The organism is Candidatus Pantoea rara, from assembly GCF_051136265.1.
Lineage (GTDB): Bacteria > Pseudomonadota > Gammaproteobacteria > Enterobacterales > Enterobacteriaceae > Pantoea > Pantoea rara.
On the sequence record NZ_CP194942.1, the window covers coordinates 199,691 to 211,515 of the forward strand.

Genomic DNA, 11,825 nt, shown 5'->3' on the forward strand with positions numbered 1-11,825 from the left:
ACGGTGCGCTGCGAAGTATTATGCTCTTTAACAATCCGGAACAAGCTGAAAATTGAAACGACGCGTCGTTTTCATTCTCCGTAATAAGAATGAAAAGCACGATGCGTTCGAGTCTCTCAAATGCTCGTGACTTGCAAGCGTTGTAAAACGCCTGTGGGTTGTGAGGTTAAGCGACTAAGCGTACACGGTGGATGCCCAGGCAGTCAGAGGCGATGAAGGACGTGCTAATCTGCGTAAAGCGACGGTAAGGTGATATGAACCGCTACAGCCGTCGATGTCCGAATGGGGAAACCCGGTGCACTCTGTGCATCATTGCAGCATGAATACATAGTGCTGCAAGGCGAACCGGGGGAACTGAAACATCTAAGTACCCCGAGGAAAAGAAATCAACCGAGATTCCCCCAGTAGCGGCGAGCGAACGGGGAGCAGCCCAGAGCCTGAATCAGCATGTGTGTTAGTGGAAGCGTCTGGAAAGTCGCAGGGTACAGGGTGATACTCCCGTACACAAAAGCACATATGCTGTGAGCTCGATGAGTAAGGCGGGACACGTGGTATCCTGTCTGAATATGGGGGGACCATCCTCCAAGGCTAAATACTCCTGACTGACCGATAGTGAACCAGTACCGTGAGGGAAAGGCGAAAAGAACCCCGGCGAGGGGAGTGAAACAGAACCTGAAACCGTGTACGTACAAGCAGTGGGAGCCTTCTTTATGGGGGTGACTGCGTACCTTTTGTATAATGGGTCAGCGACTTATATTCTGTAGCAAGGTTAACCGTATAGGGGAGCCGCAGGGAAACCGAGTCTTAACTGGGCGTTAAGTTGCAGGGTATAGACCCGAAACCCGGTGATCTAGCCATGGGCAGGTTGAAGGTTGGGTAACACTAACTGGAGGACCGAACCGACTAATGTTGAAAAATTAGCGGATGACCTGTGGCTGGGGGTGAAAGGCCAATCAAACCGGGAGATAGCTGGTTCTCCCCGAAAGCTATTTAGGTAGCGCCTCGTGAACTCATCTTCGGGGGTAGAGCACTGTTTCGGCTAGGGGGCCATCCCGGCTTACCAACCCGATGCAAACTGCGAATACCGGAGAATGTTATCACGGGAGACACACGGCGGGTGCTAACGTCCGTCGTGAAGAGGGAAACAACCCAGACCGCCAGCTAAGGTCCCAAAGTCATGGTTAAGTGGGAAACGATGTGGGAAGGCACAGACAGCCAGGATGTTGGCTTAGAAGCAGCCATCATTTAAAGAAAGCGTAATAGCTCACTGGTCGAGTCGGCCTGCGCGGAAGATGTAACGGGGCTAAACCATGCACCGAAGCTGCGGCAGCGACACTATGTGTTGTTGGGTAGGGGAGCGTTCTGTAAGCCGTCGAAGGTGGCCTGTGAGGGCTGCTGGAGGTATCAGAAGTGCGAATGCTGACATAAGTAACGATAAAGCGGGTGAAAAGCCCGCTCGCCGGAAGACCAAGGGTTCCTGTTCAACGTTAATCGGAGCAGGGTGAGTCGACCCCTAAGGCGAGGCCGAAAGGCGTAGTCGATGGGAAACAGGTTAATATTCCTGTACTCGGTGTTACTGCGAAGGGGGGACGGAGAAGGCTATATCAGCCGGGCGACGGTTGTCCCGGTTTAAGCGTGTAGGCGGAGGGTCCAGGTAAATCCGGTCCCTTATCAACGCTGAGGCGTGACGACGAGGCACTACGGTGCTGAAGTGATAAATGCCCAGCTTCCAGGAAAAGCCTCTAAGCATCAGGTAACACAGAATCGTACCCCAAACCGACACAGGTGGTCAGGTAGAGAATACCAAGGCGCTTGAGAGAACTCGGGTGAAGGAACTAGGCAAAATGGTGCCGTAACTTCGGGAGAAGGCACGCTGGCGCGTAGGTGGAGGGACCTGCTCCCCGAGCCGAAGCCAGTCGAAGATACCAGCTGGCTGCAACTGTTTATTAAAAACACAGCACTGTGCAAACACGAAAGTGGACGTATACGGTGTGACGCCTGCCCGGTGCCGGAAGGTTAATTGATGGGGTTATCCGCAAGGAGAAGCTCTTGATCGAAGCCCCGGTAAACGGCGGCCGTAACTATAACGGTCCTAAGGTAGCGAAATTCCTTGTCGGGTAAGTTCCGACCTGCACGAATGGCGTAATGATGGCCAGGCTGTCTCCACCCGAGACTCAGTGAAATTGAACTCGCTGTGAAGATGCAGTGTACCCGCGGCAAGACGGAAAGACCCCGTGAACCTTTACTACAGCTTGACACTGAACATTGAGCCTTGATGTGTAGGATAGGTGGGAGGCTTTGAAGCGCGGACGCCAGTTCGCGTGGAGCCAACCTTGAAATACCACCCTTTAATGTTTGATGTTCTAACGTAGGCCCGTTACCCGGGCTGCGGACAGTGTCTGGTGGGTAGTTTGACTGGGGCGGTCTCCTCCTAAAGAGTAACGGAGGAGCACGAAGGTCAGCTAATCACGGTCGGACATCGTGAGGTTAGTGCAATGGCATAAGCTGGCTTGACTGCGAGAGTGACGGCTCGAGCAGGTGCGAAAGCAGGTCATAGTGATCCGGTGGTTCTGAATGGAAGGGCCATCGCTCAACGGATAAAAGGTACTCCGGGGATAACAGGCTGATACCGCCCAAGAGTTCATATCGACGGCGGTGTTTGGCACCTCGATGTCGGCTCATCACATCCTGGGGCTGAAGTAGGTCCCAAGGGTACGGCTGTTCGCCGTTTAAAGTGGTACGCGAGCTGGGTTTAGAACGTCGTGAGACAGTTCGGTCCCTATCTGCCGTGGGCGCTGGAGAATTGAGGGGGGTTGCTCCTAGTACGAGAGGACCGGAGTGAACGCACCACTGGTGTTCGGGTTGTCATGCCAATGGCATTGCCCGGTAGCTAAGTGCGGAAAAGATAAGTGCTGAAAGCATCTAAGCACGAAACTTGCCCCGAGATGAGTTCTCCCTGACTCCTTGAGAGTCCTGAAGGGACGTTGAAGACTACGACGTTGATAGGCCGGGTGTGTAAGCGCAGCGATGCGTTGAGCTAACCGGTACTAATGACCCGTGAGGCTTAACCTTACAACGCCAGAGGCGTTTTTGAGAGACACGATTTTCAGCCTTGTACCGGATAATCTGCGCGGCCTTAACGGGCGGCGCGGAGACAGAATTTGCCTGGCGGCTTTAGCGCGGTGGTCCCACCTGACCCCATGCCGAACTCAGAAGTGAAACGCCGTAGCGCCGATGGTAGTGTGGGGTCTCCCCATGCGAGAGTAGGGAACTGCCAGGCATCAAATTCGTTCCTTTTCCTCTGACAGGGAAAATAACAGGAACAGACGGCTCTCAGCCGGTTGCTGAGCGCTGTGAAAGAATCGGTGGAGCGGTAGTTCAGTTGGTTAGAATACCTGCCTGTCACGCAGGGGGTCGCGGGTTCGAGCCCCGTCCGTTCCGCCACCCTATTAGGGGCGTAGTTCAATTGGTAGAGCACCGGTCTCCAAAACCGGGTGTTGGGGGTTCGAGTCCCTCCGCCCCTGCCAGAAAACGATCCTTTGCTTCGGCAAAGGATTTTTTTTTGCTTTTAAGAAAGCAAAAAGAAAAACCAGCTAACACTAACTGGCCTCTGTTCTTATCTGTTTAATCCCTGCCTGCAAATTCAGCTGTTTTGCCTGACCAGAATCGGGAATTTAAGCAACTGACGGATATGTGCCTGCTGATCGCTGTTCTGCAACCAGACAGCATAGAGCGGACGAACGGCAACAGGCGTATCCGGAATCATCATCAACTCACTGTAAACGCTCTGCCAGAAGTCCGGCAGGAAAGCGCACGCTCCCGTGGTATGCAGCAGTTCACGGGTGACATGCGCCGACGTTGTGGATAGTACTGGCACATCATCAGCCCCCGAGAGGTAGCTCTGGTGCTGATGAAAATCTGCCCCCCATTCCAGCTTAATATAATCATATTTTTCGCGTTTTTCGCTCTGCCGGGCACAAAACAACGCGAGTGAAATGTGACCAATCTGCTGACTGGTTAACTCATCCATTTTCGGCGCTTCAGTGGTGATCAACAAATCCAGCTGGCGCTCATGGAGCTGCTTAACCAGCAGATGCCGCTGTGCCACGCGTGCTTCTAAATGCAGGCTCTCACGATTCTCATACAGCGTCTGTAGCCATGGCGTAAGATAAGCCTCCCACAGAGATGCACTGGCACCTATCGAAAGCTCATGATGCTGCTGAGTGTGAGAAACCTCCTTCTTAGCCATCATCCAGGTGCTCATCAGGCTTTCAGCATAAGGAAGCAGTCGCTCTCCGGCCGCAGTCAGACGTATGTTATTGCGATGCCGTGTAAAAAGATTAACGCCAAGCTGATTCTCCAACTGACGGATGCGAAAACTGACAGCAGATTGCGTAAGGTAAAGTGCTTCTGCAGCACGCCCGAAATGGCGTGTTCTGCTCACTTCCAGGAAAGTTTTCAGTAATTCCGTATCCACAGCGTTCTCCCAAAAAATGTTTGTCGTATAGATTTAAATGTTTTGTTTTACACTCTGTCAAGCCTATCTAATACTCCGCGCCATTAACAGCACGGCATTAGAAAATCAGGAGCGTGTAACATGGCGGAAAGCTTCTCAACAGAGAATCGTTTCTTTGATAACAAACATTACCCGCGTGGTTTCTCACGCCACGGTGACTTTACTATTAAAGAAGCTCAGCTTCTTGAACGCCACGGTTTCGCTTTTAATGAGCTGGATTTATCAAAGCGTGAGCCTGCGACCGAAGAAGAACGTTTGTTTATTGAAGTGTGTCGTGGCGTGCGTGAGCCGCAAACGGAAGCTGAACGTGTTTGGTCTAAATATATGACCCGTATTAAGCGTCCTAAGCGTTTTCATACGCTGTCTGGCGGTAAACCGCAGATGGACACCGTTGAAGACTTTACTGACAGCGACGATTAATTGATAAGGGGCGAAAGCCCCTTTTTTATTGCAGGCTGTTATGCAGATGAATCATCAATCGATCAATCGTGCGATAACTGACGGCTTCCTGCAGATGATATCGTGTGATGTCTGCATCCCCCGCCAGATCGGCTACCGTGCGTGCCACTTTCAAAATCCGCTGCCATGCCCGTACCGATAAACCTAACTTCTCCAGCACGGACTCCAGCCACTCGGCATCCTCTTTAGCAGGCTGACACCAGCGCATAATCTCCGCATTGTTTAAATGCGCATTTATTTTGCCTGCGCGAGCCAGCTGAATCTCACGTGCCGCGACCACCCTATAACGAACCTGCTCAGACGCTTCCGCTCTGGCACGCTGACCGCTGAGCATGCCACTCGGCAGTAGTGGCACCTCCAGCGAAAGATCAAAACGATCAAGAAAAGGGCCTGATAGCTTACTGAGATACCGGAGCACCTGTTGGGGTGAGCAGCGGTTATGCTGTCCCTGATAATGCCCGGTTGGACTGGGGTTCATCGCAGCAATGAGCTGAAACCGTGCCGGGTAGGTGACTTTAGCGCGGGTACGTGAAATAGCGATGATGCCCGACTCTAACGGCTCGCGCAGGGAGTCCAGCACCTTGCGATCAAATTCCGGTAACTCATCCAGGAACAACACGCCGTTATGTGCCAGTGAGATCTCACCGGGCCGTGGCAGCGATCCGCCGCCAATTAAAGCATAGAGAGACGCGCTATGATGAGGTGACCTGAATGGCCGGGTGCGCCACTGTCGGTGCAGGGCACTGTTGTTCACCAGGCTGGCAATTGCCGCGCACTCCAGTGCTTCCTGATCGCTTAAAGCAGGCATAATGCCAGGCAGTCGGGTTGCGAGCATGGTTTTACCGGTGCCAGGTGGCCCAATCAGTAACAGGTTGTGCCCGCCAGCTGCAGTGATCTCCAGTGCTCTGCGACCCTGTTCCTGACCAATGATATCCGCGAGATCCTCAGCAGGCGCATCGCCCTGATGCTCTGGGTATTGGGCTGCTGGTAATGTAAGCTCATTGCGCAGAAAGCCGCACACTTCGCTGAGGTGAGCGGCGACCAGCGACGTACCCTGCCGGATGAGTCCGGCATCACCCTGATTTTCAGCCGAGAGAACGAGCTGCCGCCCATCCCGGATAGCCACCATGGCTGCAGGTATTGCGCCCTGTACACCGCATAGTGCGCCGTCGAGTGCCAGTTCACCCAGAAACTCATAGTGCGTCAGCTTGTCGGCAGGAAGCTGCTCAGAGGCGACCAGAATGGCGATTGCCATGGGTAAGTCATACCGCCCGCCCTCTTTGGGTAAATCCGCCGGTGCCAGATTGATGGTGACGCGTTTTGCCGGAAAGGTAAAACCGCTGTTGATGATGGCGCTGCGTACCCGCTCACGTGCTTCTTTCACAGTGATTTCAGGCAGACCCACCAGTGTTAATGCAGGCAGGCCGTTACTGATGTGTGCTTCAATGGTCACCAGCGGGGCCTGGACTCCCAGTGCTGCCCGGGTCAGAACTTTTGACAATGACATACTCGCTCCTTGTTGCCACCAGTCTGGCGACAGCGTTAAAGGAAGGCGAGGAGATGATCAGCACGGTTCGGGGTATCGCACAGCCCATAAGTGATTATTCCATGACGTATTAAAACGTTGTGTGGCTGCGCACAAATTCGCCAAAACATCATTACGTCACTAAAGTGATGAATAATTATCATCATATGATTTTTTCTTGTTTTACAAATCGATAGTGCGCCATTCAGCGTTATGCACTAAAAAAAGTCTGTGAAAAAAGTTGTGTCGTCACCCCTGACTATGATAACTCTGTAGGCATTACTTCGAACACGAAAAAGAATTGAACAACACATGAAAGCCCTTCTACAAGTGATTAGCCTGGTCGTGATTAGCGTGGTGGTGGTTATTAACCTACCGTGCGGGGCAACGCTTGGAGAAAGAAAGGCTTAAAAATCAAGCCTCGAATCCGAAAAAACCCCCGCACCGAAAGGTCCGGGGGTTTTTTTTCGACCCGAGGAAATATCAGTAAATCCACAAGGAACAAACAATGAACAGTAGCATAAAATTCTGTTGTTCCGGTCAGGACACAGGAGAATAGCGATGACAGGTGCACAGTGGGTAGTTCAGGCTTTACGCGCGCAAGGTGTTGATACCGTATTTGGTTACCCTGGCGGCGCAATCATGCCGGTATACGACGCGCTCTATGACGGCGGCGTGGAACACCTACTGTGTCGTCATGAGCAGGGCGCTGTGATGGCGGCCATTGGCTATGCCCGATCAACCGGCAAAACTGGCGTCTGTATCGCCACTTCAGGTCCTGGCGCAACTAACCTGATCACTGGCCTGGCGGATGCCATGATGGATTCGGTTCCGGTTGTCGCCATCACCGGTCAGGTTACCTCTGCCTTTATCGGCACCGATGCCTTCCAGGAGATCGACGTCCTGGGACTCTCGCTGGCCTGTACCAAACACAGCTTCCTGGTCGAATCTCTGGATGAGCTGCCCGCTATCATGGCAGAAGCCTTTGCGCTGGCGCAGTCGGGTCGTCCGGGTCCGGTGCTGGTTGATATTCCGAAAGACATTCAGATTGCACAGGGTGAACCCGTACCGCATCTGGTTCCGGTAGAAGAGGGAAGCGCACTGCCACATCAGGCGATTCACGAAGCACGTGCACTGATGGCGCAGGCCAGAAAACCAATGCTTTACGTTGGCGGTGGAGTGGGTCTGGCACAGGCAGTTCCTGCACTGCGCGCGCTGGCAGAAGAGACCGGCATCCCGGCTGTGGCTACCCTGAAGGGGCTGGGCAGCGTGGATCCAAACAGTGATGTCTATATGGGCATGCTGGGGATGCACGGCACCAAAGCCGCCAATCTGGCCGTACAGGCGTGTGACCTGCTGATCGCAATCGGTGCCCGATTCGACGACCGCGTAACCGGCAAGCTGGATACCTTTGCACCGCACGCCAGCGTAATTCATCTCGACATCGATCCTGCTGAGTTAAACAAATTGCGTCGCGCACATGTCTCTCTGCAGGGCGATCTCAACGAACTGCTGCCTGCCCTGAGTCAGCCTCTGCATATCGACGCCTGGCGTGATGAGGTGAAAGCCCTTAAAGCCAGTCATCCATGGCGCTATGACCATCCGGGCGAAGCGATCTATGCGCCGCTGTTGCTGAAGCAGCTTTCCGACCGCAAACCGGCCAATGCCGTGGTTACCACCGACGTCGGGCAGCACCAGATGTGGACGGCGCAACACATGGCATTCAGTGCGCCGGAGAACTTCATCACCTCCAGTGGCTTAGGCACCATGGGCTTTGGTTTACCAGCCGCTATCGGCGCGCAGGTTGCACGTCCGGAAGATACGGTTATCTGTGTTTCGGGCGATGGCTCGATCATGATGAACATCCAGGAGCTGGGCACGATTAAGCGCGGCAAGCTGCCGGTCAAAATCGTACTGATGGATAACCAGCGTCTGGGTATGGTGCGTCAGTGGCAGCAGCTCTTTTTCGATGGCCGCTACAGTGAAACCAATCTGTCCGACAATCCCGACTTCCTCACGCTGGCCAGCGCGTTCAACATCCCCGGCCAGCGCATTACCCGTAAAGATCAGGTCGACGCCGCCCTTGATGCTCTGCTGAACAGCGAAGGTCCTTACTTCCTGCATGTTGCAATAGATGAGCATGAAAACGTCTGGCCACTGGTACCGCCGGGTGCCAGCAATGCAAACATGATGGAGAAAACCGTATGAACCAGCATCAATTGTCTATCGAAGCCCGTTTCCGTCCTGAAATATTGGAGCGCATCTTACGCGTCGTGCGTCACCGCGGCTTTCAGGTCTGTTCTATGAACATGGCCTCAGTCGCCAACGCAGACAACATTAATATTGAAATGACCGTTGCCAGCCAGCGCTCCGTCGATTTACTGTCTTCGCAGTTAAGTAAATTGATCGACGTTGCATGCGTTCAGATTCAACAACAGACAACACAACAAATCCGCGCGTAGCCGCGAGAGGGAATAACAATGAGCACGAAGAAAGCAGACTTTATTTGGTTCAATGGCGAGATGGTTAAGTGGGAAGATGCGAAGGTCAGCGTCATGTCTCACGCGTTGCACTACGGTACGTCGGTATTTGAAGGCGTGCGTTGCTACGACTCTCACAAAGGACCGGTTGTGTTCCGTCATCGCGAACACATGCAACGTCTGCACGACTCCGCCAAAATCTACCGCTTCCCGATTAAAAGCAGCGTTGATGAGCTGATGGAAGCGTGCCGCGAAGTCATCCGCGTGAACAAACTGAAAAGTGCTTATATCCGTCCGCTGGCCTTTGTCGGCGATGTGGGCCTGGGCGTGAACCCGCCAGACGGCTTCACCACCGACGTGATCATTGCTGCCTTCCCGTGGGGCGCATATCTGGGTGCTGAAGCGCTGGAGAACGGCATCGATGCCATGGTCTCCTCATGGAACCGCGTTGCGCCAAATACCCTGCCAACCGCCGCTAAAGCAGGGGGTAACTACCTCTCCTCACTGCTGGTGGGCAGCGAAGCTCGTCGTCACGGCTATCAGGAAGGGATCGCGCTGGATACCAATGGCCTGATCTCCGAAGGTGCAGGCGAAAACCTGTTTGAAGTTAAAGATGGCGTGCTCTATACACCGCCATTTACCTCTTCGGCACTGCCGGGTATCACCCGCGATGCCATCATCACGCTGGCGCGCGATATGGGCATTGAAGTGCGTGAGCAGACGCTGTCGCGTGAATCACTTTACCTGGCAGACGAAATCTTTATGTCAGGCACCGCCGCAGAAATCACACCAGTGCGCAGCGTTGATCGCATTCAGGTTGGCGAAGGCAAACGTGGTCCGGTCACCAAACGTATCCAGGAAGCCTTCTTTGGCCTGTTCACTGGCGAAACCGAAGACAAATGGGGCTGGTTAGATCCGGTTAATCCATAATCAGATACAGCGCGGGCGTCATCTGACGTCCGCGAGCTTATTCTTACTGGAGTAAATAGAGTATGCCTAAGTACCGTTCCGCCACTACCACCCACGGCCGCAATATGGCGGGTGCCCGTGCCTTATGGCGCGCGACAGGAATGACCGACGACGATTTCGGCAAGCCGATTATCGCTGTGGTTAACTCATTCACCCAATTTGTACCTGGCCACGTTCACCTGCGCGACCTGGGTAAACTGGTTGCCGAACAGATCGAAGCGGCTGGCGGTGTGGCTAAAGAGTTCAACACCATCGCGGTGGATGACGGTATTGCCATGGGTCATGGCGGCATGCTGTATTCACTGCCTTCGCGCGAACTGATTGCTGACTCGGTCGAGTACATGGTCAACGCGCACTGCGCCGACGCCATGGTCTGCATCTCCAACTGCGACAAAATCACCCCAGGTATGCTGATGGCGTCCCTGCGCCTCAATATCCCGGTGATCTTTGTTTCCGGCGGCCCGATGGAAGCGGGTAAAACCAAGCTTTCTGATCAGATCATCAAGCTGGACCTGGTGGATGCGATGATTCAGGGTGCCAACCCGAACGTCAGCGATGCCGACAGCGATCAGATTGAACGCTCTGCCTGCCCGACCTGCGGCTCCTGTTCTGGTATGTTCACCGCCAACTCGATGAACTGCCTGACTGAAGCACTCGGCCTGTCGCAGCCTGGCAACGGTTCACTGCTGGCAACGCACGCCGATCGCAAAGAGCTGTTCATCAATGCCGGTAAGCGCATCGTCAGTCTGACCAAGCGCTACTACGAGCAGGATGACGTCAACATGCTGCCGCGTAACATCGCAAACAAGGCCGCGTTCGAAAACGCCATGATGCTGGATATCGCCATGGGCGGTTCCACCAACACCGTACTGCACCTGCTGGCGGCGGCACAGGAAGGCGACATCGACTTCAATATTTCCGACATCGATCGCCTGTCACGTAAAGTGCCTCAGCTGTGTAAAGTCGCGCCAAGCACCCCGAAATACCACATGGAAGATGTGCATCGCGCGGGCGGCGTTTTTGCCATTCTCGGCGAGCTGGATCGCGCAGGCCTGTTCGACAGCAGCGCCCGTAATATCCTGCAGCAGACGATGCGTGAAACACTGGATCAGTACGACATCATGCTGACCAAAGATCAGGCGGTTAAAGATATGTTCCGCGCTGGCCCGGCGGGCATCCGTACCACCCAGGCATTCTCGCAGAACTGCCGCTGGGACACGCTGGATGATGACCGTGCCGAAGGCTGTATCCGTACCCGCGAAAATGCTTACTCGCAGGATGGCGGTCTGGCCGTGCTTTACGGCAATATCGCCGAAGATGGCTGTATCGTTAAAACGGCGGGCGTCGACAAAGAGATTCTGACCTTCACCGGTCCGGCTAAAGTCTATGAAAGTCAGGATGACGCGGTAGAAGCGATTCTGGGCGGCAAAGTCGTAGCAGGCGACGTGGTCGTCATCCGCTACGAAGGACCAAAAGGCGGACCGGGCATGCAGGAAATGCTCTATCCGACCACCTATCTGAAATCGATGGGCCTGGGCAAAAGCTGTGCACTGATCACTGACGGTCGCTTCTCCGGCGGTACATCGGGCCTCTCTATCGGTCACGCTTCGCCTGAAGCAGCCAACGGCGGCACCATTGCGCTGGTCAAAGATGGCGACACCATTGAAATCGATATCCCTAATCGCGGCATCAAACTCGCTGTGCCGGATAACGAACTGCACGCCCGCCGTGAAGAGCAGCAGGCACGTGGCGATGCGGCGTATACGCCGGTCAATCGCCAGCGTGAAGTCTCCTTTGCGCTGCGTGCTTACGCATTACTCGCGACCAGTGCTGACAAAGGCGCCGTCCGCGATAAGAGCAAGCTGGGAGGCTAAAA

At 54.2% G+C, this 11,825-nt stretch carries 8 protein-coding genes, 2 tRNA genes and 2 rRNA genes; 10 read left to right on the plus strand and 2 right to left on the minus strand.

Features of this window, described 5'->3' with window-relative positions:
- The first annotated feature begins 164 nt into the window (after positions 1–164).
- The 4 genes from ACR8BF_RS00930 (at position 165) to ACR8BF_RS00945 (ending at position 3,527) form a co-directional block, all read left to right on the plus strand.
- Positions 165–3,072 (plus strand): 23S ribosomal RNA (locus tag ACR8BF_RS00930).
- A 92-nt stretch (positions 3,073–3,164) separates the two neighbouring features.
- A 5S ribosomal RNA gene (rrf, locus tag ACR8BF_RS00935) occupies positions 3,165–3,280 on the plus strand.
- 87 nt (positions 3,281–3,367) lie between these two features.
- A tRNA-Asp gene (locus ACR8BF_RS00940) sits at positions 3,368–3,444 on the plus strand.
- Positions 3,445–3,451: 7 nt separating this feature from the next.
- Positions 3,452–3,527: transfer RNA gene (locus ACR8BF_RS00945), tRNA-Trp, on the plus strand.
- Positions 3,528–3,643: 116 nt separating this feature from the next.
- Here the strand turns inward: ACR8BF_RS00945 and hdfR are convergent.
- Entirely contained in the window at positions 3,644–4,477 is an 834-nt protein-coding gene (gene hdfR, locus ACR8BF_RS00950) for an HTH-type transcriptional regulator HdfR (protein ID WP_008926363.1), read from the minus strand.
- 120 nt (positions 4,478–4,597) lie between these two features.
- On the opposite strand from hdfR, the gene ACR8BF_RS00955 reads away from it, so the two are divergent.
- Positions 4,598–4,936 carry a DUF413 domain-containing protein gene (locus ACR8BF_RS00955; protein WP_010253568.1) on the plus strand — a complete coding sequence of 113 codons (339 nt, stop codon included), beginning with the start codon at positions 4,598–4,600 and terminating at the stop codon, positions 4,934–4,936.
- A 25-nt stretch (positions 4,937–4,961) separates the two neighbouring features.
- Here the strand turns inward: ACR8BF_RS00955 and ACR8BF_RS00960 are convergent, their stop codons facing one another.
- A complete protein-coding gene (locus tag ACR8BF_RS00960; RefSeq protein WP_434745441.1) occupies positions 4,962–6,482 on the minus strand; it encodes a YifB family Mg chelatase-like AAA ATPase in 1,521 nt (506 codons plus the stop codon).
- Positions 6,483–6,812: 330 nt separating this feature from the next.
- Between ACR8BF_RS00960 and ilvL the strand changes: the two genes are divergently transcribed.
- The 5 genes from ilvL to ilvD all read left to right on the plus strand — a co-directional run bounded on the left by ilvL (position 6,813) and on the right by ilvD (position 11,823).
- Complete coding sequence (gene ilvL / locus ACR8BF_RS00965) at positions 6,813–6,911, plus strand: ilv operon leader peptide (RefSeq protein ID WP_072101316.1); 99 nt, start codon at positions 6,813–6,815, stop codon at positions 6,909–6,911.
- Positions 6,912–7,061: 150 nt separating this feature from the next.
- Entirely contained in the window at positions 7,062–8,708 is a 1,647-nt protein-coding gene (ilvG, locus tag ACR8BF_RS00970; protein ID WP_314985396.1) for an acetolactate synthase 2 catalytic subunit, read from the plus strand.
- Complete coding sequence (ilvM, locus tag ACR8BF_RS00975; protein ID WP_179898703.1) at positions 8,705–8,962, plus strand: acetolactate synthase 2 small subunit; 258 nt, start codon at positions 8,705–8,707, stop codon at positions 8,960–8,962. The genes ilvG and ilvM overlap by 4 nt, the downstream gene beginning before the upstream one ends.
- 18 nt (positions 8,963–8,980) lie before the next feature.
- On the plus strand, positions 8,981–9,910 hold the full coding sequence (locus ACR8BF_RS00980) for a branched-chain amino acid transaminase (protein WP_136196583.1): 930 nt from the start codon (positions 8,981–8,983) through the stop codon (positions 9,908–9,910).
- Between the two features lie 62 nt (positions 9,911–9,972).
- The gene (gene ilvD / locus ACR8BF_RS00985; protein WP_095706524.1) at positions 9,973–11,823 is read left to right on the plus strand and encodes a dihydroxy-acid dehydratase; all 1,851 of its coding nucleotides are present in this window, start codon (positions 9,973–9,975) and stop codon (positions 11,821–11,823) included.
- The last annotated feature ends 2 nt before the right edge of the window (positions 11,824–11,825 follow it).

Coding starts and splice junctions, on each gene's coding strand:
- ACR8BF_RS00955 (WP_010253568.1), top strand. CDS start 4,598: ATGGCGGAAAGCTTCTCAACAGAGAATCGTTTCTTTGATAACAAACAT.
- ACR8BF_RS00960 (WP_434745441.1), bottom strand. CDS start 6,482: ATGTCATTGTCAAAAGTTCTGACCCGGGCAGCACTGGGAGTCCAGGCC.
- ilvL (WP_072101316.1), top strand. CDS start 6,813: ATGAAAGCCCTTCTACAAGTGATTAGCCTGGTCGTGATTAGCGTGGTG.
- ilvG (WP_314985396.1), top strand. CDS start 7,062: ATGACAGGTGCACAGTGGGTAGTTCAGGCTTTACGCGCGCAAGGTGTT.
- ilvM (WP_179898703.1), top strand. CDS start 8,705: ATGAACCAGCATCAATTGTCTATCGAAGCCCGTTTCCGTCCTGAAATA.
- ACR8BF_RS00980 (WP_136196583.1), top strand. CDS start 8,981: ATGAGCACGAAGAAAGCAGACTTTATTTGGTTCAATGGCGAGATGGTT.
- ilvD (WP_095706524.1), top strand. CDS start 9,973: ATGCCTAAGTACCGTTCCGCCACTACCACCCACGGCCGCAATATGGCG.